The organism is Clostridiales bacterium (genome assembly GCA_015243575.1).
GTDB classification, from domain to species: Bacteria; Bacillota; Clostridia; order Peptostreptococcales; family Anaerovoracaceae; genus Anoxybacterium; species Anoxybacterium hadale.
The window spans coordinates 2,787,994-2,809,845 of sequence record CP042469.1; the positions used below are offsets into that span (position 1 = coordinate 2,787,994).

At 44.1% G+C, this 21,852-nt stretch carries 21 protein-coding genes and 1 pseudogene; 6 read left to right on the forward strand and 16 right to left on the reverse strand.

Annotation, left to right across the window (positions count from 1 at the left end):
* Nucleotides 1-13: 13 nt before the first annotated feature.
* Nucleotides 14-1,711, reverse strand: a complete 1,698-nt coding sequence (locus tag FRZ06_12370; protein QOX64072.1) for a hypothetical protein — start codon at nt 1,709-1,711, stop codon at nt 14-16.
* Between the two features lie 381 nt (nt 1,712-2,092).
* Between FRZ06_12370 and FRZ06_12375 the strand changes: the two genes are divergently transcribed.
* From FRZ06_12375 to FRZ06_12385, 3 genes are read left to right on the forward strand one after another with little or no spacing between them, the layout of a single operon-like run.
* A complete protein-coding gene (locus FRZ06_12375) occupies nt 2,093-2,482 on the forward strand; it encodes a GntR family transcriptional regulator (GenBank protein QOX64073.1) in 390 nt (129 codons plus the stop codon).
* On the forward strand, nt 2,466-3,212 hold the full coding sequence (locus tag FRZ06_12380) for an ABC transporter ATP-binding protein (protein QOX64074.1): 747 nt from the start codon (nt 2,466-2,468) through the stop codon (nt 3,210-3,212). The genes FRZ06_12375 and FRZ06_12380 overlap by 17 nt, the downstream gene beginning before the upstream one ends.
* Nucleotides 3,206-4,021, forward strand: coding sequence for a hypothetical protein (locus FRZ06_12385; protein ID QOX64075.1), 816 nt, complete (start codon nt 3,206-3,208; stop codon nt 4,019-4,021). Before FRZ06_12380 ends, FRZ06_12385 begins: the two co-directional genes overlap by 7 nt.
* 106 nt (nt 4,022-4,127) lie before the next feature.
* Here the strand turns inward: FRZ06_12385 and FRZ06_12390 are convergent.
* The 5 genes and pseudogenes from FRZ06_12390 to FRZ06_12410 all read right to left on the reverse strand — a co-directional run bounded on the left by FRZ06_12390 (nt 4,128) and on the right by FRZ06_12410 (nt 10,264).
* Nucleotides 4,128-5,770 (reverse strand): annotated as a pseudogene (locus FRZ06_12390) (IS3 family transposase).
* Nucleotides 5,771-5,882: 112 nt separating this feature from the next.
* The gene (locus FRZ06_12395; protein ID QOX64076.1) at nt 5,883-7,370 is read right to left on the reverse strand and encodes a spore cortex-lytic protein; all 1,488 of its coding nucleotides are present in this window, start codon (nt 7,368-7,370) and stop codon (nt 5,883-5,885) included.
* The gene (locus tag FRZ06_12400; protein ID QOX64077.1) at nt 7,252-7,737 is read right to left on the reverse strand and encodes a hypothetical protein; all 486 of its coding nucleotides are present in this window, start codon (nt 7,735-7,737) and stop codon (nt 7,252-7,254) included. Before FRZ06_12400 ends, FRZ06_12395 begins: the two co-directional genes overlap by 119 nt.
* Nucleotides 7,738-7,840: 103 nt before the next feature.
* A complete protein-coding gene (locus FRZ06_12405) occupies nt 7,841-9,064 on the reverse strand; it encodes a class I SAM-dependent methyltransferase (protein QOX64078.1) in 1,224 nt (407 codons plus the stop codon).
* Between the two features lie 291 nt (nt 9,065-9,355).
* Nucleotides 9,356-10,264: a phosphotransferase gene (locus FRZ06_12410; GenBank protein ID QOX64079.1), complete on the reverse strand. Its 909-nt coding sequence runs from the start codon at nt 10,262-10,264 to the stop codon at nt 9,356-9,358.
* A 595-nt stretch (nt 10,265-10,859) separates the two neighbouring features.
* Between FRZ06_12410 and FRZ06_12415 the strand changes: the two genes are divergently transcribed.
* The 3 genes from FRZ06_12415 to FRZ06_12425 all read left to right on the forward strand — a co-directional run bounded on the left by FRZ06_12415 (nt 10,860) and on the right by FRZ06_12425 (nt 14,121).
* Nucleotides 10,860-12,002: an iron-containing alcohol dehydrogenase gene (locus tag FRZ06_12415; GenBank protein ID QOX64080.1), complete on the forward strand. Its 1,143-nt coding sequence runs from the start codon at nt 10,860-10,862 to the stop codon at nt 12,000-12,002.
* Nucleotides 12,003-12,136: 134 nt separating this feature from the next.
* The gene (locus FRZ06_12420) at nt 12,137-13,345 is read left to right on the forward strand and encodes a sensor histidine kinase (protein ID QOX64081.1); all 1,209 of its coding nucleotides are present in this window, start codon (nt 12,137-12,139) and stop codon (nt 13,343-13,345) included.
* 5 nt (nt 13,346-13,350) lie between these two features.
* A complete protein-coding gene (locus FRZ06_12425; protein QOX64082.1) occupies nt 13,351-14,121 on the forward strand; it encodes a response regulator in 771 nt (256 codons plus the stop codon).
* A 106-nt stretch (nt 14,122-14,227) separates the two neighbouring features.
* Here FRZ06_12425 and FRZ06_12430 read toward each other — a convergent pair whose 3' ends face one another.
* From FRZ06_12430 to FRZ06_12475, 10 genes are all read right to left on the reverse strand, one after another.
* Nucleotides 14,228-14,821: a TetR/AcrR family transcriptional regulator gene (locus tag FRZ06_12430; GenBank protein QOX64083.1), complete on the reverse strand. Its 594-nt coding sequence runs from the start codon at nt 14,819-14,821 to the stop codon at nt 14,228-14,230.
* A 370-nt stretch (nt 14,822-15,191) separates the two neighbouring features.
* Nucleotides 15,192-15,488, reverse strand: a complete 297-nt coding sequence (gene eutM / locus FRZ06_12435) for an ethanolamine utilization microcompartment protein EutM (protein QOX64084.1) — start codon at nt 15,486-15,488, stop codon at nt 15,192-15,194.
* 19 nt (nt 15,489-15,507) lie between these two features.
* Entirely contained in the window at nt 15,508-16,164 is a 657-nt protein-coding gene (locus FRZ06_12440) for a phosphate propanoyltransferase (GenBank protein QOX64085.1), read from the reverse strand.
* Complete coding sequence (locus FRZ06_12445; GenBank protein ID QOX64086.1) at nt 16,165-17,727, reverse strand: acetaldehyde dehydrogenase (acetylating); 1,563 nt, start codon at nt 17,725-17,727, stop codon at nt 16,165-16,167.
* Nucleotides 17,728-17,826: 99 nt separating this feature from the next.
* Complete coding sequence (locus FRZ06_12450) at nt 17,827-18,522, reverse strand: BMC domain-containing protein (GenBank protein QOX64087.1); 696 nt, start codon at nt 18,520-18,522, stop codon at nt 17,827-17,829.
* A 30-nt stretch (nt 18,523-18,552) separates the two neighbouring features.
* Complete coding sequence (locus tag FRZ06_12455) at nt 18,553-19,203, reverse strand: DUF861 domain-containing protein (protein ID QOX64088.1); 651 nt, start codon at nt 19,201-19,203, stop codon at nt 18,553-18,555.
* 93 nt (nt 19,204-19,296) lie between these two features.
* Nucleotides 19,297-19,845 carry a BMC domain-containing protein gene (locus FRZ06_12460; protein ID QOX64089.1) on the reverse strand — a complete coding sequence of 183 codons (549 nt, stop codon included), beginning with the start codon at nt 19,843-19,845 and terminating at the stop codon, nt 19,297-19,299.
* 1 nt (nt 19,846) lies between these two features.
* Nucleotides 19,847-21,175 carry an electron transport complex protein RnfC gene (locus FRZ06_12465; protein ID QOX64090.1) on the reverse strand — a complete coding sequence of 443 codons (1,329 nt, stop codon included), beginning with the start codon at nt 21,173-21,175 and terminating at the stop codon, nt 19,847-19,849.
* Between the two features lie 108 nt (nt 21,176-21,283).
* The gene (locus FRZ06_12470) at nt 21,284-21,550 is read right to left on the reverse strand and encodes an ethanolamine utilization protein EutN (protein ID QOX64091.1); all 267 of its coding nucleotides are present in this window, start codon (nt 21,548-21,550) and stop codon (nt 21,284-21,286) included.
* The gene (locus tag FRZ06_12475) at nt 21,544-21,849 is read right to left on the reverse strand and encodes a BMC domain-containing protein (GenBank protein ID QOX64092.1); all 306 of its coding nucleotides are present in this window, start codon (nt 21,847-21,849) and stop codon (nt 21,544-21,546) included. The genes FRZ06_12470 and FRZ06_12475 overlap by 7 nt, the downstream gene beginning before the upstream one ends.
* Between the last annotated feature and the right edge of the window lie 3 nt (nt 21,850-21,852).

Consider the following 21,852-nt stretch of genomic DNA (forward strand, 5'->3'; position numbering starts at 1 on the left):
GAGCGCTGAATCTCTATCGATCCAGGCTTTCCATAACATTATAGTAAATACCTTCATCCGAATAGTTCGGTATATTTCCAATTCTCCAAAGGGAAACACCGTCAATCCCAAAGAGTCTCGCCAGCATAATTTTATCTCCTACGCTGCGTTCATCCTCATACCAAACAAAGTAGTCCTTCCCATCCTCTGTGGTATAGGTAATATATGGATTTCTGTAAAGCTCTGAATAACCCATCTGTGCTCCGCCTTTCAGCCGGTTATAGATTGTCTGCGGCGGCGGGTTAACGGATTTTGCATTGATCAGTTTTCCATTTTCCAGTTCCCATCCGACACTGTTGAAACTGATGGCGAGCGCAACCTTGGAGAGATCCTCTACTCCTGTGGTTTCATCCGTTACAGCTTTTAGTCCATAGTAAACACTGTAAAACGGTGTTAAAGGAGTATTGCGGTAATACTCGGAGTTTAATAAATTATCCGGCATAACGGTCTCATGATAATCATGGGCCATCAGGATCAGCTTATCTGCGGTCTGCCCAATGGTGCGGAAATCATACCCATCATAATAGTACCCATCTGCTGCTGCTGGGGGTACCGCAACATAGAGACTCTTTCCCAAAGGCTTAAGTCCGGCAGACAGTTCCTTCAGAAATTGATTAAATCCTTCTTTCAGTGCACTGCCTTTCATTCCTTCAAAATCTATGGTTACCCCATTGTACGGGTTATATCCAATTGCGTTGTATGAGACGGTAAGCTCGTTAAGAATGGCTTGAACCGCTTGGGTTCTCTGCTTTCCGTCCAGAAGAATGGCGGAGCATACATCTGTGCTCCCATCTGCCAGCGTCACCTTTGTTGTAGTATCAGCATAAATGCTGAGATTCGTTTTCGTATTCCGTTCTTTTAAGTAGGATGTAATGCTTTCATATCCAGAAGGAATGCTGAATTCATTGTTTTCGGATGAAGTTGTATTCAGATAGGCTCCCTTCACCGGGTCATAACTCATCCTGCTCCAACCTGTTGAGACAGCATCCATTTGATCAATCAATTCTTTCTGAGAATAGGATGAGATGGCATAAAATCCGTGGAGCCACTGGGTTTTTGCTGTGTACTTTTCATAAACTCTCACCATCATCGCCGCGGCTTCTTCCCGTTTGGCGGTTTGATCCGGTGAGAAGGTCGTTTCGCTGGTACCTTTCGTCATTCCGATATCTTTGGCAACCGTGATATATCCAACATTGGTTTTCACATCAGCAAAGGTCGTGCCCAGTGCTGCCGCTGATTGAGCAAGCGAATTATATCCGAGAGCCCGTACCAACATAACCGCCATTTCTTCCCGAGTTATAGCTGCGCCCGGAGAAAAGCTGCCGGTATTTTCGATGGCTTTCTGTTGAAGTGCTGTTTCAACACTGCTGAAGTACCAGTCACTTTTTCCCACATCGGAAAAAGACTGAACTTCAGGCTTTACCTGCTGCCAGCCAAACATTCTTCCCAATACCGTGACAAACTCCGCCTTGGTCATGGAGCTGCCAAAACCAAAGCTTCCGTCTGAGCTTCCTTCCATCAGCCCGAAGTCTCTCGCTGAATGCGCTGCATCCACAGCCCATGCCTCAGCGGGCAGGTCCGTAAACTCAGCCGGTGCTGCCAGTACCGATGTCGGCACGGCAGAAAACAGCAATGCTGCGGACATAATCGTTGCAATCCATTTTCTTTTCATGATAATCTCTCCCTTTTGTAAGACGGATCAAGCAGGCGTATTTAATATTTTTTATATCTCCTGCACTGTATCCGAGTGGGTACACCAATCAATTGAGTCGATTCATCCGTGCTCCCCTAATAAAAATTATATCATAATTTGACTTTAAGTGGTGCAATCAGAAATAAATCAAAGCACAAATTCCTTTCTGTCTCAGGAAACGGTCATCTATGCGCATGTAATGAATGAATGAATGAATCAATGAATGAATCAATCAATCCTTCGTAATGAATATATGACAATAAAAAAGAAAAATATTTTGTAAAAACCGTTGACAAATGTATCGCACTGTATTATTGTATTAATTGCCTAATACAATAATACAAAAGGAGGTTTTTATAGATGACGAATCAGTTTCAATCAAATCTGCCGATCTATTTACAATTGGTCAGCAATTTCAAGCACCGAATCGCCTCAGGGGATTTAACGGCCGGTTCCAAGCTTGAATCTGTGAGGGATCTGGCAATCCGTTTCGAGGTCAATCCAAATACCATGCAGCGAGCATTGGCCGAATTGGAACGGGACGGATTGGTATATGCGGATCGAACAGTGGGGCGTTTTATTACCGAAAATAAGGAGTTGATTAAAGAGATGCGTGAATCAGTGGCAAAGGATATCGTAAGTCAGTTTATTCATCAGATGAGTAGTCTTGGTTTTTCAAGCCGGGAGGCTATGGATTTATTTCAAAAATTTCTGGAGAATGGGGGTGATGTGAATGAACACGCAAACTAACAGCACAGAGAAAGAATTGAGATTGAATCAAGGTGACAGTCTGGTAGAAGTAAAAGGTTTGACCAAATCTTATAAATCTAAAGCAGTTTTAAACAATATCAACCTTACCCTCGAACCCGGCCACATCGTCGGCTTGCTCGGGCCCAACGGAAGCGGCAAAACAACGCTGATTAAGATTCTCACCGGCGCAATCAAAGATTATCAGGGAAGTGTTTCCATCAATGGCTTTCCTGTGGGATCCACTTCCAAAGCCCTGGTATCTTATTTACCGGATACTGCTTATTTCAGCCCATGGATGCGCCCAACCGATATGATTTCACTGTTCAAAGACTTTTATTCTGATTTTGACGAGAAGAAATGCCTCGATATGCTTCACCGGCTGGGACTTTCTGAAACGCAAAAAATCAAAAGCATGTCAAAGGGCATGATAGAGAAATTCCAGCTTTGTCTTGTAATGTCCCGAAATGCCCTGTTCTATGTGCTCGACGAACCCATAGGAGGCGTTGATCCTGCTGCAAGAGACTTTATTTTGGATACGATTCTGACAAATTACAATGAAAATTCCACCATACTGATGTCAACACATCTGATCTCGGACGTTGAAAGAATCTTTGACACTGTAATCTTTCTGAGGGAAGGCGAAATTGTTCGAAAGGGTAATATCGACAACATCAGAGAGGAAGAAGGAAAATCCATCGACCAATTATTCAGGGAGGTATTCAAATGCTAACGAAGCTTATGAAATACGACATCCGCTCCACGTGGAGGGATTTTGCGGGAATCTATATGGCCATCTTGCTTGGCGTCATCATCGTTCCGCTGCTGATCAACAATTTTGATATCCCCATTGCCGGAACATTGGCAATGCTGATTATAACCAGCATCATAATAGGAACTATTGTAGTCACCGTCATCAACCTGTTCCACATCTTTCTCAAGAACGTGTTCTCCAAACAAGGTTATCTGACCATGACACTGCCCGTAAGCTCGGGTCAGCTGGTGTTTTCAAAACTGCTGGTAAGCACCATGTGGATTGTTTTAACCGGGATCGTTTCTGTAATCGGACTATTCATATTTGCTTTCGTCATGAATCCTGCAGCAAATATCAAATTAACTGAAATTATCAGTGAAATCCATGCTGTGCTGAACGGTCAAGGATATCTGTCTGCAGCCCTGATCATTCTCATGACGACTGCATCGGTAGTCAAAGAAATTGCAAAGCTGTTTCTTGCTTGCTCGATTGGCCATCTAAAACAGCTGAGCCGTTTCAGAGTTCCTGTTGGCATCGCAGCCTATTTCGCTTGTTCGTGGCTTGAAACCCTGCTGATCCAGGGAATCGGCAAAGCCGTAAGCTACCTGCCTCAGTCCAGCGAACTGGTAAGGCAGATCAATGCGGTGGCAGATACCGGCCAGCTCCAAGATTTTGTCGGTATTTTTAACGGAGTGCTTTTCACAGGCATCCTATTCGCACTCTTCACTGCCTTTGTATACAGTGCCGGAACCGTTTGGATCCTCAATCATAAATTGGATCTTGATTAATTCAGAAAATCATAAGAGCAGCCAGATTTTGAACCGCTCCCCGTCAAGTAGACAATTAAAAAAATAAAATCTTTTCTGCCAGTAGGTCATACCTGCTGGCAGCTCTTTACGCCGCCTGTAAGTATATTTCGTATTTTTCCATAGGCGTTAAAACGCCTAAGTTTCTTTGCAACCGTTTTGTGTTATAATACTTCATATAATCAGTAATCATTTTCACTACTTCTTCTCTGCTGGTAAATCTTTTTCCATAGTAACGCTCTCTTTTTATAATTCCCCAGAAACCTTCCATCGGTCCATTATCAATGCACTTAGCTACTCTTGACATGCTTTGAGTCATCCCAGCCGCTTCCAGCTTTGCGTGAAATGTTCGGTTGGTATACTGAAATCCTCTATCACTATGAAACAGGGGCTGAGCCTCTGGATTGGCTTTTACAGCTGCATCAAAAGTATCAAAAACCAATGCATTATTATTTATGTCATTTATAATGTACGATACAATACGTCTGTCATGCAGATCAAGGATCGCGCTTAAATAAATTTTCCGTTTTTCAATTCCCATATAATAATGGAATTCCGTCACATCAGTCAGCCATTTCTCATTTGGTTTTTCTGCTGTAAACTCACGGTTGAGGATATTCCCGGCTATATACTGGGGATTTTTTGCCTGTCGTGTACATCCATTGTTGGAATACTTAATGGTTGATTTGATGCCTTGTTTTCGACATATACGTAAAACACGTTTATCATTTACATCTATACCATGGTATCGCTCAAGTTCATCTCTAATACGGCGATATCCTTTATCAGGTGATTCTGTATGTATTCTTTCTATCTCACTAGCGATACATTTATTGAGCATTTCATTTTCAGGTTCTTCTCTACGAAGCCACTTATAGTACGCTGCTCGTGATACGTCTGCAAACTTACGCAGTGAACGTATCGGATAATGATGGATTTCATGCTCCTCTTTTATTGCCTGATAGATATACTCATGGCGAACCAGACTTAGCCCCGCCTCCTCTCTATTTCCCCGAGTTTTTTTAAGAAAGATGCCTCCATTTCAGCACGCTCTTTTTCTGCCCTTAAAATCTTCACTTCAGCCCTTAATTTTTCCAATTCGCTCATATCATCTGGATTTTTCCGTTTTCCACGCTTATCCCGCAACGCTTCCACTCCACCAGATCCGTATTTAACGGTATAATTGCGCACCTGTTGATAAGAAACCAGATATTTTTCAGCGGTTTCAGTATAATTATGTTCATGCGAAATACAATACTCTACGATTTCGACTCTTTCATCAAATGCTGTTTTTCTGCCTTTGGTCATGATAGGACATCCTCCTGTTCCAGAAGTCTTTAGCTTCTCATGACCATTATACTTCAAAATCCAGTTCCGTAGTTGAGTGGAGGAACGAATTCCGTACTTCCTGCAGATAGAAGCATAGGAATCATTCCCATTCAGGTAATCCAGTACGGCTTTTTCTTTGATATGTGAAGAATAGGCAGTATTTTTAGAAGTAGTAATTAATCCTTTTTCTCCTAAGGACTGAAACAATGAAATCCATTCAAGAACACGTGTGCTATCAATTCCTAATAATTTTGCCTCGTGATTTGCAGATGTTTTTCCATTCAAGCACCTCTGAACAATATCTATTTTGACTTCAAAAGAAAACTTTGCTTTTCTGCCCATTATGCTCCCTTCTAAGTGACAAGTTTTTATTATTTCACTTGTCTACCTAGAAGGGAGCATATCATTTCTCATACCTGGCTGCTCTTTATTTTCTTGGATTTCCATCAGAAAGCGCCTCTTCAGACGAAAGGCTGCCTGTCAAATTGCGCTTATCACCTTTATGATTCGAAGCTTACTGCAGCTGATGGTACACTGATATGATGGCGCTCCATGTAATCGGTCCGATCAGTACATCTCCCTGACCTTCTCCCAAATACTTACTGTCAAAGGCACTCACAGCGGCTTCCGTAACAGCATCGAAAACACCTGTAACAGATACCATCGGGATATCAGGATCTTTTTCTGCTATTCCTCGCAAATAGCCCTGAATCAGCCTGACGTTATTGTCTCCCATCCCACGGTATAATAGATATCCCGGATAAACGGGTTCCTCAGGAAGACAATCCTCCGGAATATTCTTTAATTTAACAAGGTAGTCCTGATAAAACCTCGCCAGAACATCAGCATCAATCAATCCGTTCCAGGGAAGCCCATAGATACTCACCAAAGCTTTTGCCGCTTCGCTGGTTTCTGGACCGAAGGTACCCGAAATTTCTACCAGAGGAAGGATATGGTAGTAGCATGAGAGGGAACGCATATAATACTGGATCAACATCACCCAGATTCCTGAATCCCCTTCTTTCCAAGAGGCGTCTGCAGGCCGCTTGAAATCGCCAGACCCCACTCTTCCGGAAAACAGTTCTCCCAGTCCCTTGACACTGTCATAAACATATTTTATCTTGTACCAGGTGCTCTTTCCCACCACACCATCCTCTGGAAGACGAAAGATTCGCTGAAAGGCTTTGATCGAGGCTTCCATTTCTCTTGTAAAATTACCGTCTGGGTTCTGAATTCTTGGTATGACTGGATAGTTTTCAGCAATGCGATTTATTTCATGCTGTATAATACCGACCTCCCGGCCGCTGGAGCCAACCCGCAAAGGATATCGAGGATAGGATTCAAAATTTGCATCTATAGGAATGTCCCGTACTAAATCAATGTCTTCTCCGTAATAAAATGTTAGAATCTCATAAGGTTTTTTTCCCTGTTTCGCCAGTTCTACCGAACCCCACTGTGATAGGCCCTCACAGGTTGTTTCCACACCGTCGCAGTAGGGCGTAAACGCCGCCGCTTTGCTTCCACTTCTGACGATATAGCTGTCAAAGTTTTCATCGACAATCCGGCTGATATTTTCATAGATATCACGACCCGGAACGAAATTCTGTTCATAAGGTTCATGGTTTGTCAAATCGAACAGATAACCTTTGTCCCGATACGATTCCGTTTGAATCCGATTTAACGCCAGACTGATTTGTGCGTATATGTTTGCCAGAAGTGCGGCGTCGGGCCATGTTGGGTTCAGGGTACCGGAAGCAACATTTTTAATATATTCGGGAAAGGGAACGGTTATGTTTTCTGCAGCCGCATCGGGGGCACCCAGATGGACCGTTATGTTTTCGGGGATAGGCGCTACGTCCGGCCTGCTGATGATTGCCATAGCCTCACCCTCGTTTTCCATTGTTCTCAAAGGTATCAGGCATGCAAGTTTCCTGAGGCTGACGGTTCTGAAGCAGCTCCATCTGCTGCAGCGTTGTAACTCCCTCGAAAATCCGAATGTCATAGACGAATTTTTTTTGATATTCCGGTGCTTCTACACTAGCATAGTAGTTTGTAAATCCGTTTCTCTCTCCTGGTCTTTGAGCCTGGTCCTTGCTCACCGTTCGGAGGGAAAGCCGCTCTGTTTCACCGTTTTCATCTGTTGTCATCACCTTAGAAAGGTAGTAATCATCACCCAAAAGCTTGCTTACCGTCACCTTTGCACCTGGGATTGGGATTCGTCCTCGAATGGGGGAAAGTTCATATACCTCGAAGGTAAGATAACCCGTTGCAGGATTCATTTTTAAATATGTGTCAAAATACTCCGGTACAGGCGATTCTCTACTCCGCAGCAGAGGAACCTCAATGCAGTTACAATTCCTCACTTTCATATCTCGCCTCCTAGTTTGCGAATGTATCTGAAGAAAAAAACAGCAGGGAATCCTTTAAGGGACGCCCTGCTTCAGTATATTCAGCCTGGTATGGAATTGACGCTTAGCAGCGGTATAAATAATCTCTGCAAAAAGGAATATCTTCCGTTATATCTTTTGTAAAAAGAAATTGGTGAAGATCAATATTCCCACTGTTGAAAGATGCAGCACAGGAATTCAGGTACATTCTCCACATCCGAATGAAAACCTCATCCTTGGTCTTTCTGATTTGCGGTAAGGCCTCTTCAAAATTTTGGGCCCAATGTTCTAACGTCTTACCATAATGCCTTCTGAGGCTTTCCACATCGACCAGATGCAATTCCTCTCCGGAAATATGTGCAACCAGCTCCTGTATGCTCGGGATGTAGCCTCCGGGAAAAATATACTTATTGATCCACGAGTTGGTTCCGCCTGCTCCCTCGTGAATTCCTGTGATGCAATGCAGAAGCGATACTCCGCCGTCCTTAAGCATGGAGCTCACATGGGAGAAGTATTCCTGTAGATGATCCTTGCCCACATGTTCCAGCATTCCGACACTTACAATCCGATCGAACGTCCTATCCTTCAATTCCCTGTAGTCTCGAAGTTCCACCGCAAGGCTGTCTTCCAGCCCTTCCTCTTTAATTCTTTCCTTCACCTTGTCATGCTGCTCAGAACTCAGTGTGACGCCTAAGGCCTTCACCTTATACTGCTTTACTGCCGTGAGAATCAGTTGTCCCCAGCCGCAGCCAATATCCAGCAGTGTCTGCCCTTCTTTTAGGTTCATTTTTTTTAAGATATAGTCAACCTTGTTTTTCTGAGCCTGGCAAAGGGTATCATCTTGGGAATGAAAGTATCCGCAGGAATAGGTCATGGTCTCATCAAGCCAGAGCTTGTAAAATTCATTTCCAATGTCGTAATGATGTTCTATATTTTCTCTGCTTCGCTTCTTGTTGTTTGAGAGAAGTTTTAATGCTCGATTGTAAAGATGCCCCTGTCTTAGGAAACTATTTTTGTTGTTATACAGTGATTCCACTGCTTCCCGAACACTGCCTTCAATATCGATGATTCCATGCATATACGCTTCACCGAATGCCATGGATGGATCGGCTATAATATCCGCTTTGGGAATCGGCTCATTGAAGGTCAGTCGAAATTTACTCTCACCAGAGCCGTAGTGTTCCTCTTCTCCATCCCAGAAGTGTACTGTGCACGGATCGGCAAACAAATCCTTAAACATAGTCTTATAAAACATTTTGTCGATCCCATGATGCTGTACACCGCTGCTCTTTCTTATTGTTGAATCCATGAGTATCACTCCCCCTTCTGTTCCACTTGAAGGATTCTTGTACTATTCTCCATTTGCATGGAAGACATGATTGTCTTTCCAGATCGTTACCGAGAGGAGAACAGTCTAACAGTTAGCATTGACTCTTTACCAGTATTTTACTCCTTCTTCCTGATTTTTCAATCTATTATTTATTATTTAACAAACAGTCCTAACAAAAGTTAGGACTGTTGCGAATACACGCCATAAAAAAAAGTCCGCATGATCAGCGGACTTCAGTAATTCTTATTCTATTTTCCCTCGTCGAAAGGCTCAACTTTTCACCAGATCGGCAATGGTACAGTCCGATTGACTTGTCAGTGCCTTAAGATTCTTGCGGAATCGTTCATATCTGATATTGCAGTAATCCAGAAAATCATCCCCATTATAGTGTCGTATTAGAGCCCATACGGTCCAGAGCAAATCCTGAACTGCCATGAAAGCTTTTATCTTTACCAATTCTTCCTCCGAGGGCTGCTCTGCATAATATTCCTGAAGTAAATACTGAATGGCATCCTCAGTGAGTCTGGATTCAAGAATATAGGCCGCGACATCCCAGCTTGGGTCATTCATACCGGAATACTCCCAGTCAATAAGGTAGGTTCTGCCATCCTGAGCAATTACGAAGTTTTCCGGCACGGTATCATTATGACAAGGCACAATCAGTGTGCTTGTGATATGCTTCCCTACAAAATCTTTCAGTTTATTTTTCAAGGTGAAGTAGTCGAAGAAGAAATCCCCTTTTTGCTCCCTCACAATCTGTTCATACTTGTTGAGCTCCGCCTCCCAGTCAAACCGATTGGGAAAGGGCTTAGCGCTTTGATGGACTCTCTTCATTAAGCCAGAGACAGCTTTAATATTGACGAAATCGCATGGATCTGCTTGGGCAATGTTTTTGCTGTTCTTTAGATAGACACTGATTTTGATGCCACTGATATCGTCAAAATAATAACATTCTGAGTTCAGTCCCAAATCACAAGCGATCGTATTGTTTACTTTCTCGATTTTACGATCAATCATTTGATTGGTCATGCCACCGGGAAGCCTAACAACATACTCTTTCCCCTGAATCTCCATGATATAGTTATAATTCGTCAGACCACCTGCGAAACGAGATCTGTCAAATATGATGTTGTCATCCTGAAATATGAGCCTCAGTTTTTTTTGTACTAATTCATCCATTTAAAAGTTCACCATGCTTCTCCCTCTTATATCGTGTCAGCCTTGGGCTGTTTAAAATCTCTTTCGGATCTTTAAATTGTAACCTCAATGGCATTTATTTAGACGTCGGCAAAGCAATGCTCCGGCAAAAGAGGTGCTCCGGCGAGACGATGCTCCGGCTTGTTTCAAGCGTCGTAATAAATGTATTGGCAATAAATGCATTGGCACAAAATCTTTGTTTTTGATCCTTTATTGCATTTATTTAGACATCAAGCAAGGCGATGCTCCGGCTTGCTTCAACCGTCGCAATAAATGCATTGGCACAAAATCTTTGTTTTTGATCCTTTATTGCATTTATTATACCAGTTAGTCTACCCAAAATCAACGTATCCTTTCTTGATTCATGGCGATAGTCCAAGAATAGAGATTTAATACAATAATTGTTGAAAATTCAATGGAATTATGCCACAATTATATGACAAATCTTCAATATAAAGCTGTCATACTATGGTATGATATTTTTATAACAAAGATAACATTGAATCTTTCAAATAACAAAGATACTACAAGTTATTCATTTAAGATACAAGAAATCAGACGATAGGAGGGATTCATCATTAAAGAAGATAAGTTTATATTAAAATCAAAGGTTTATTTCAATAATCAGTCCATCCAGCTCCTGGAACAGATCTCCGGAACAAAAGCGTTTATCGTATCGGACGGCATCATGGATAAGCTGGGTTATCTTCAGAAAGCAGTGGATTTTCTTAGCAATGCAGGAATCAGCTCTGTAGTTTTTACAGATGTTCACCCAGATCCTGATGTTAAGGTCATTGCCGACGGCATGAAGCTTTATAAAGACAGCGGTGCTGACGTTTTGGTAGCGCTGGGCGGCGGGTCCGTCATCGATACGGCAAAAGGGATTCTATATTTTGCCTCTAAGCTTGTTGAAACGGAAGGCAAGAATTTTAGAAAGCCGCTTTTTATAGCCATTCCTTCAACGAGCGGTACAGGTTCTGAAGTAACAAACTTCTCTGTCATTACAGGAGAGGATGGAAAAGTTTGTATCGTAGATGAATTCATTGCACCCGATATGGCAATTCTGGATTCTACGTGCATTCAGCATGTTCCTCAGCGCGTGGTGGTGGATACAGGGATTGATGTATTGGTTCACTCAATCGAAGCTTTTGTTTCCAAGGATGCTACCGATTTTACCGATGCTCTTGCAGAAAAATCAATTAAATTGATCTTTGAAAATTTAGAGCTTATTTATAAGGATATTAATAATGCCGATGCAAGAGACCGTGTTTTGAATGCCTCCTGCCTAGCTGGAATGGCCTTCACCAATGCGGGCCTGGGCATCAACCATAGCTTGGCCCATGCTGTAGGCGGCACTTTCCACATTCCCCATGGCCGCTCCAACGCAATGATGCTCACTGCCGTTATGGAATATAACGCTGATTTGGCCGGTACCGCGAACGGATATGCAGCGGAACGATACGCTAAGCTTGCTGAGATGCTGCAGCTTCCTGCCAGAACAAAACGCGAAGGCTGTGTCAGCTTGATCAGAGCTGTAACTCGTCTGAAAAGTGTTTTGGGAATCGAAGATCATTTGAGTGCTCTTGGTATCGACAAGACTGCATTCGAAAATGCTCTTGAATCTATGGCAGAAGCTGCAATGGCGGATCGCTGTACTCCTACAAATCCAAGGCAGCCTTCAAAAGAAGATATCATTTCAATTTATAAGAAATGCTATTGAAAAACATCATTGTGGAAATATCATACTGTTCATACAATCCAATCGGAAACCCCGCAGAGCAATGAGTCCGACGCGGGGTTTTTCCATTTTACAAGCTGTTTACTTTTACGACATTTTATATTACAATATTAACTATGAAAACACAAAATAACCCACTGAAAAACTTAATAGCTTCGAATTTATATGCCCGATACAGCGGGATACTTTCTCTGTCTGATATTGCGCTTTTTCTTGCTGATACCAGCGGCGAAATTCTCCTTGAGTTCATACCTTCTCCTGATTTCTGCACGAAGGTATGTATGGAAAGAGGCGGACGGGTATGTCCTGATTATAGCAGCAGATTTCAACCCGGCGGTGAAGGAAGCTTTGTATGCAGGCACGGACTGGAGAACATTCTAATTCCAATAAAAATAGAGGATGAGATTTTAGGTTATATCGGCGGTATGCAGGTTTATCTGCCGGAAACAGAATATCAAAAATATATGATTGATGTTCAATCCCTTCAAGATGAAAAGAGCGCTGAGCTAGAATTCATTGCAAAAGCGATATCATCCCTGAAGACAATAGAACAGAATAAAATCAGTATCCACGAGCAACTGTGCGGACATATTGCAAAGAATATATCTCTTGACCTTACAGAATCCGTCAACAATACAGATTCCGATGTGGCAAGATTGTCTATTGAAAAGGAAATTCTCGAGAAGAAGATCATTGATTTGGAAGCAAAAAATATGTCTCTTGTAATCAATCCGCATTTTCTATTTAATACGCTGAATTGCATTGCACGTATTGCGTATTTTGAGCATTCCCATACAACAGAAGAGCTTATTTACTGTCTCTCAGACCTGCTTCGATATAATTTGAAGCAGGACGACCAGCTTCATACCATTGGATCTGAGATTGACAATATAGAAAAATATCTCTATATCCAAAAGGTTCGCTTTAAGAACCGCTTGGAATATGACATTGATATTCCGGATAAAATAAGATCCTATCGGATCCCGAACATGGTGATTCAGCCCATTGTTGAGAATGCTCTGATTCATGGTATTACACCAAAGAGAGACGGGGGCAAAATCAGCATCTTTGCCGAAGAGCAGAAGAATGGTATTGTGATTTCCATTTTGGATAACGGCAACGGATTTTCAAAGGAAATACTTGATAAAATCAGAAATTCTGAAAAAGTACAGCAAACGGAAAACAAATCTGGCCTTGGAATTTGGAGTACAGACAACCGTTTGAAACGGTATTATGGAGACGGATACGGCCTGGAGATTGTAAAATCCGACTATAGCGGCAGTACCGTAACCATCACAATACCCACCCAATCTAACGGGAGGTGACAGTTTTGAGCGTGGTCTTAATCGTAGAAGATGAACTGCTTGAACAAGATTTTCTAAGATCGGTCGTACTGGATGAGCTTCTCCCAGAAGATACCTTGCTAACTTGCGAAAGCGGTGTGGAAGCGATCAACCTTGCGAAAGAACACCGACCTGACATTATCATCATGGATGTACGAATTCCCGAGTTGGACGGCATCTCTGCAATCGAGGAAATCAGAAAATTTCTGCCCAATGCATGCATTTCCGTTCTATCCGCATATTCGGATTTTTCCTATGCGCAAAAAGCAGTAAGCCTCAGAGTTTTTGAATATCTTCTAAAACCAATTAAGCCTACTGATTTTAAGGATGTATTCTGCCGTATGATGGGCACTGTCAGTACAAGTGAGGTTCAGCCAGAGCTCAAGCAGGAAGAAAAAACAACAGAAGTGAAGCCGGAGCGGCAATATTTTATAGAGGAATCCTTAAAGTTTATCAAAGAGCATTTCAGAGAGAGGCTTACCCTGGAAACGGTAGCTTCCAAGGTTTTCGTCAACCCAAAATACTTTAGCCATGTCTTTAAACGTGAAATGGGTGTCGCCTTTACAGAATATGTGATTGGGCTGAAAATAGAATATGCCTGCAAGCTGCTGGAAACCACCAACTATCATGCTTACCGAATTTCCATAGAATGCGGCTTTTCTGATCCGTCTTACTTCAATCGAGTATTTTGTGCACAAATGAACATGACTCCGCAGACGTACAGAAAATATGTTGGTTCCCTGAAGTCAGGTCACTAACCGAAAAGTATGATTGATATGATTGATATGAATGAAGATAGATATAGTACGATGTAAATCAAAAGACTTGAATGCAATCTTCAAGTCTTTTTCATTTTTATTTAGCTTATTTCATAAGACGTTCAAAGATTAGTTCAAATATAAATTCCTTCACTTCCTCGCTTTCCCTAATCTCCCCATCTGAAATTTTATTTGCAAAGTTTAACGTTGCATTTATAATGTGCTGCCAGATGTTAACGTATCCGATGATTTGATACGCGGAATCAAACATTTTTCGGCCTTCCATAAGCTCTCTATATTTGACATACGTGCCCAGCCCCGCCTCTTCCGTCGCAGTGTGCACTTTATAATCGTACAGCGCTGACCGGAAGAATGAAGCGTAATACTTTGTCTCTAAGGGACGCTCCAACCAGAAGTCCAGATATGTCCTCCAAATTTCCCAAGCTATCATTCTCTCATCAGGATGATCAAAAAGCTCACGTCTTATTCCAGAAAGGGCTTCCGCCTTTGCTTTGTCAATTATCATAAAAGCGTTTGAGAGTAAATCCTTGATTGTACCGAAATGGAAGAATATCGTACCCTCAGCAATACTGCAAGACTTTGCGATCTTTCGCGTTGTAACAGCACTGATCCCTTCCTGTGCACCAATTTCAATGGCTGCCCTAATGATTTTTTCCCGGGTGATCTCCCTGTTTCTCATCTAAACTTTACCTCCCTGCAGACGAGTCATATGTCACTGAACGACACTGTTTTCGAATAAAACCATAATGATATTGAAAACAATACGATAATAGTAGAATTGCATAAAGGATGAAGAAAATCAATACGTTGGCGTATTTTTCCATATAATTCCTATTCGAATAGTTCCATTAAAGTCCTTTTTATCTGTGGAGAAATGTCCATTCTCCGCAGATAAAAAGGCTCTCTATTAAATATTTGGGGTACATCCAAAAAGAGCAGGCGACATCATTGCCGCCTGCCCTTTTTTTAATGATCGCTTGATGTCCCCGGGGACACCCTGCCGAAACGATTCCATTGAAAGGCCTTTTCAACTGGATCAGTTTTCGTTACTATTTTACGTCTTTTCCAGCGTTTCCTGCAGGAAGAATGCTTTCTACTTCTGCGTGTGGTCTTGGAATTACGTGAACGGAGATCAGTTCTCCAACTCTCTGAGCAGCAGCAGCACCGGCATCGGTAGCAGCTTTAACAGCTCCAACATCTCCTCTAACCATTACAGTTACAAGACCTCCGCCAACGTGCTCTTTACCAACAAGGTATACGTTAGCAGCCTTTACCATAGCGTCAGCAGCTTCGATGGATCCTACGAGACCTTTTGTTTCGATCATTCCTAATGCATCATATTTCATTTCAAATTCCTCCTATTGATTATTTGATAATTTTAATTTTTGATAACGAATTAATACTCATTGCATTTGCCTCTTCGTTGTCGATATGACACTCAAGAGCAGATGTCTTTGTGGCTCTTACGGCTACATTTCCGTAGATTCCACCTCTGGGACCTTCGACCTGAATGGAAACGGTCTGTCCGTCTGCAACTCCAATCCGCTGCGCATCCTCAGGTGTCATATGAATGTGTCTTTGCGCTACGATGAGTCCTTCGGCGGTCTGAACCGAACCCTTCGGTCCGATGATGGTGATTCCCGGTGTTCCCTGGAGATCTGCAGAGAGTCTTGCGGGAGCTTTTGCTCCAAGCTTGAAGCAGTCACCGGCCAGAATCTCAATCTGTGTCTTGCTTCTGACTGGTCCGAGAATCCTCACATTTTCAATGGCGCCCTTCGGTCCGCAAATGGTTACGGTTTCCTTGCAGGCGTACTGTCCTGGCTGGGAGAGATCTTTGATCTTTGTCATTTGATAACCCTCTCCAAACAGCAGGTCTTGATCTGTCTGAGATAGATGAAGGTGCCGGTTTGATATTCCCACAGGGACGATGGATGGGTCCTCCGCCGCTGCTTCCGGTGCGGAGAGAGTTGTCTGTACCGCTTCCATGAAGAGTTTCAGCAGATTTTCATAATTGTTTTCCATCTAGTTTCCCCCCTTCATCGCATCAACCAAGTCATTGATCAGCTTGAGAAGCTGCTCTTTGTCAGTGTCATTAATGGTTGATGTGTATGAAGGACTGGATCCCTGACTGCAGCTCTGGCTGGACTGACTGGCTGCGGAACAGCTTCCTGTATATTGCACTGCCGCTCCTGTCAGTTCAGGATAATTAAAAGATGGATCAGAAGCTAATGAACCGCAATCTTTGATTCCGTAAGCCACTCTCTTGATGTTGATCAAGTGAAGCGGGCTGACGTTTTCCGATACGGAGCTTCCTCCCCATGTTCCGCATCCCAGTGTGAAGGATGGCAGAAGTCCTGTACTTGCTCCGACTGCCCCCTGTGTGCTACCTGTGTTAACCAGGATACGCGCAGCAGGCTTTCTGGTAAATTTCATCACCATATCTCTGTCTTCCGTATGAATACTCATACTGTGTCCGATCCCGTTCTGAAGCAGTTTGATGCAAAGCTCGCATGCTTCTTCCCAGTCCCTTACTGTATAAAACGCCAGTACAGAAGTCAGTTTTTCATAAGAGAGCGGATCTTCCGGTCCGACACCCTTCTGTTCCCCGATGAGAACCTTGATCTCATCCGGTACGGAGAATCCTGCTGCAGATGCAATCACCTGCGGGGATCTTCCTACAAATTTTGCATTCATCGCATGACCGTTCTTGAAAAGCAGGCCGCAGACCTTCTTTGTTTCTTCTGCCGTCATGAAATAAGCGCCTTGCTTTTTGAACTCAGCTACCACCTGGTCTCTTTTGCATTCCTCAACGATGACGGACTGCTCTGATGCACAGATCGTTCCGTAGTCAAAGGTTTTGCTTGCCAGAATGTTGCTGACTGCCTTTGGAATGTCAGCCGTTTTTTCTATGTAGGCCGGGCAATTTCCTGCTCCTACACCCAGCGCCGGTTTTCCTGCGCTGTATGAGGCTTTGACCATTCCGGGGCCTCCGGTTGCGATGATCATTTTCACTTCTTTGCTATGCATCAGTTCATTGGTTGCTTCCATGGTTGGCATTGAGATGCATCCGATGATGTTTGCCGGCGCACCTGCTGCAACCGCTGCTTCATGCATCAGTCTTGCTGCCTGCATGGTGCATTTTGCCGCTGATGGGTGGGGCGAGAATACAATTGAGTTTCTCGACTTCACCGCAATCATTGCTTTAAAGATAGCAGTTGATGTTGGATTGGTGGAAGGCACAATTCCCATAATCAATCCCATGGGCTCTGCGATATCCATAACCTGTGTATTGATATCTTCTTTAATAACACCAATGGTTTTCATTTCCTTGATGGCATCATATAAAACAACAGAAGCCACATGGTTCTTATAGGTTTTATCAGCCACTTTGCCAAATCCAGTTTCTTCAACGGCCATCTTGGCCAGACTTACCGCATTTTCCCTTGCAACTTTCACCATATTTTTTAGTATCGCATCGATTTTTTCTTCGGAATAGTCTGCAATCTGGTCTGCTGCAATTTTGCCCAGGCGCGCAAGATTTCTTACTTCCTGAACTGAGCGTAAGTCATAATCGTAATTTTCCAAGTTGTGATTCCTCCTTTCCTTGTCTCCTCAAGTCATCCAGTCAAAATTCATTTTCCGGAAGTGCTGATTACAAGCGCTTCCTTCGTCATTCTCTATTGTTTATTTCTGACCGTAATATTTGTTAAATTCAGCAAGGATCATCTGTTTGTCGGCTTTGGATATCATTCTTCCGGCAATACCGAAGTCCTTGTACTGGCGAGCCAGATTTCGCAGTTTTACGACTTTCATGCCGTTTAGGACTGCAATTGCTCCCTCAAGCCCTTTTTCCAGGACGATTTTATCAACGGTCTCCTTGTCAAGCTCACCCGGGTCTTCCGTCAGGGTTTGATCTGCAGTATTTGCCTCCGTATCAACCAGAACCGTTTTCTTCGTTACAGCCTCTGGTACCTCAGGAAGTTCCTCCTTATTTACCATTTCTGGTGCAACGGTTTGTTTCACTTCCTCTGCCTTTTCCAGCAGAGGTGCGATCGGTGTAACGGGATCTGCAGCGGGTTTCTGGTTCTCACTCTGTTCCGGCTTTTCGGCCGAAACAATGATGCCCTCCAGTTCCTGATGGGGACGTGGAATCACGTGTTCCGAAATCAATAAGGTGCTGTTCAGTTTTCTGATTGCAGCCGCTCCTGCTTCCACAGAAGCTTTGACTGCGCCGACATCACCGGTTACAGCGATGGTCACCAATCCTCCGCCTACAAGGGTCTTCTCAACAAGACTGACCTCTGCGGCTTTCAGCATGGCATCGGCACTTTCGATTGCTGCGATTAGACCTTTTGTTTCTATCAAGCCAAGTGCCTGCATTTCTTATCCTCCTTACTCTGATTCGGCATTCTAATAGGTTGCGTAGAATGCTTTCATCTTGTTGGGAGATCCAAAGGTCACCTTTGCTCCCTTGGGGAAGAATACTGAATCTCCAGGGCCTGCCGTGTAAACCTTTCCGTCTACTCCCACCGTCAGAGTCCCTTCCACAACGTGGTACAGTTCCTGACAAGCGCATTCCCAGTCGAAGTTGCAGGTCTCGATGGTGATGAAGCCTGCATTCATGGAGCAGCCATCATCGGCATTGATGATTTCCTGATAGAAAACCTTGTCTCCAGGGTTTCCAGTGTCAAGAGCCTCATACTTTACCGAAGCACCGCGGACGATTTTCAGTCCGCTGCTGTCGCGTTCCGCAACATAAGGCAATTCAGGCTGGCCTTCAAAGACGCCTTGCAGCAGTCCCTTCTCCATCATCAATTTCAGTACGTTGTAAATCATGTTGCTATCGATTTCGCCGCCAGCGGCTTTCACCGCTTCAGTTGCCGCTTCACAGCATACGGCTGCTGGAGCCGCTGCAGGAGCTTCGGTAGAAAGTTCAATACCAGCTGATTTTGCAGCATCCTTTGCAGAGGGTGTGACGATGGTGTCACAATCTATGTAAAGTACTTTCTTTCCTTGCTTTATCACAGCTTCAACATCTTTAGCACAAATCAATTTTTTCATGATTTCACCTCCTTTCACATTCTTAGCAAATTTGGAATCATACTACTATTTATTAAAATTTCTATTAGTACGCGATAGAAACCTGCTCGCCTTCTAATACAGGCTTGGGATCAGTCTGTCCGATGGTGACGGAATGACTTCCGCGTTGACCATGAGACCCTTTTCCTCGGAAACAGCCATTCCGGCTTCCACGCCGGTCTGCACTGCGGCTACATCACCGGTAAAAGTGAAGTAGGCTTTCCCTCCCAGTCCATTGCCCAGCCTCAGCTCCAATGGCTCAAGATCTGCTGCTTTCAGCACTGCATCAGCTGCGATAATCATGGTGGCCATAGAGAAGGACTCCATGATGCCAAGGGCTCTGATTCTGTCCGGCATTGTGGTTCCGGTAATTGCAGGAAACACTTGGGGGCTTACATTGGGGATGACGATGGAATCCACCAGGTATTCCTCCGCAGTTCTTTCTCCCACACTTACAGAATCCTGCACCGCAGCCACATCACCGTGGACGATTGCGATGTATTTTCCGGGACATGCAGACCCTGCTGTTACGATTTCCACATCGGAAATCTTCACCATCTGGTCCGCAGCATAGATGCCGCGCGCTATACTTGTAAATTCAACCATGCCGATCGCTTTAGCCATCTTAGTCCCTCCTTATTGCGATGAAGCCGTTTTCCGTCTCAAGGACGGTTCCGGATATGCTTGCATGAATCGGTGCGCCAAGACTTCCCTCCGGCACTGTACCGATAAGCTGTCCTTCCGTTACTCTGTCTCCTGCTTTTACAGCGGGAACCGCCGGAGCACCAACGTGCTGACAAACAGCGATCTGTACCGTTTCAGGCCTTAGCTCAAGCTCCGTCACAGGAGCAGGTTTATCAAAATCCTTCAGTCCCAGTCTAGCAACAAGGCGTTTGCTGGGAAGCAGGCGATACGCTCTGGCGGTTCTTACCGCATATTCTTTCGGTTTTGCCTGGAAGCGAAGATTCTGCTCCATCAGACTTTGTTTCACCATCATATTGGCCGACTTAGGATACAGGCCGGCAGGACAGGCAAACAGTTCGCAAAGATTGCACTGACAGCACAAATATGCTATTTTCTGCTCCTCCATATCCTTCAGCGAGTAAGCCAGGGTTCTCATCATCTTATGAGGCTGCATGTTGTGTCCCAGCAAATACCGCGGACATAGGTCGGTGCACATACGGCACTGTTCACAGGTAGCCCTGTTGATTCTTCTCGCCTGTTCCGTCTTAACAGTCTTTCTCCGAATCAGGTGATGCTGTTTTTTTAAAATGACATAACCTTTACTTTTCTTTGTAACAAACCCGTTTAGATTTGCCATGACAGGCCCCATCATGGGACCGCCGTCAATTACGGCATAGTCGTCAAAATTCTCAATTCCTGAAAGCTTCAGGACATCCATGACCGGCGTACCAACCGGTACCTTTACGGTCAATCGATTTGGAATGTCTCCTGCAACGGTGATATATTTCTCCGTTACCGGTTTTCCCTGAATGGCTTTATATATATTCAGAGCCGTTTCCGAATTTACCACCACGCATCCCACGTGAATGGGAATGCCTGCTTCCGGAACAATTCTTCCGGTTAATTCGTAAACCAGCACCTGCTCATCTCCTGCGGGATAAACGTCGGGCAATTCCTTTACCGCTACATATTCACCAAGCTGCAGCGCTTGGATCTTATCGCGCAGGATGGCAATTACTTCCTTGTGCTTGCCCTTGATTCCTATGATGGCCTGCTGCGCACCGGCAAGCTTTCCTGCCGCTTCGAAGCCTTTGATGATCTCTTCGGGATACATCGCCATCAGCTGCTGATCGACTCTGAGAAGCGGTTCGCATTCGGCGCCGTTCATCAGGATATATTCAGCTTTTGACGCCAGCTTCGCGTGGGTGGGAAAACCTGCCCCGCCAGCACCGATAATTCCAGCATCCTTTATCATATCAAGAAGATTCATTTCTGCCTCCACAATTCAATCAATCCACTCTTCATCTGCCCGACGTATGAAATCAGCATCTATATTTTGCTTCTTTTATACGCTGCTACAGGGCTGACTCGTTCCTTCTCAGCCAAACTGGCAGTCTTCATCAATGATTCCAACAACCACAGCGTCAACAGGCAGATTGTCGTCTCCCAGCATTCTTCTCGCAGAAGAACCGGTGCATACGATGACTCTGTCGCCTATTCCGGCACTGATGTTGTCAACAACGATCATGCGCTGTCCGTCTTGGCTGCCGCCGCCGATGACCTCTGCAAGCATAAACTTATATCCGCTCAGAGTATCCGCTTTTCTGGTAGCCCATACATTGTCAATCAATTTTGCTGTTAACATATGTTTTTCCCTTCTTCCAGTTTGTACTTGATCTCCTGGATTGCCGATTCAACGGAAGCCGTGTCGCCGAAAATAGCGATCAGTATCATGTTTTGCGGGCAGCTGCCCTTCACATCTTCCACTGTGACTCCTACTGCTTTCTCTGCAATGTCTGCCGCACAGATCATTTCGATCATCCGGCCCTGAACCAGACCCACCGCATCGGCATGTCTCAGCTCTTCGTTCACTTTGGGTCCCATTCGTCTCATCAGGATATCAACGGTTCCTGCAGACGGGGATTTAATAATTCTAAATTCCATAAC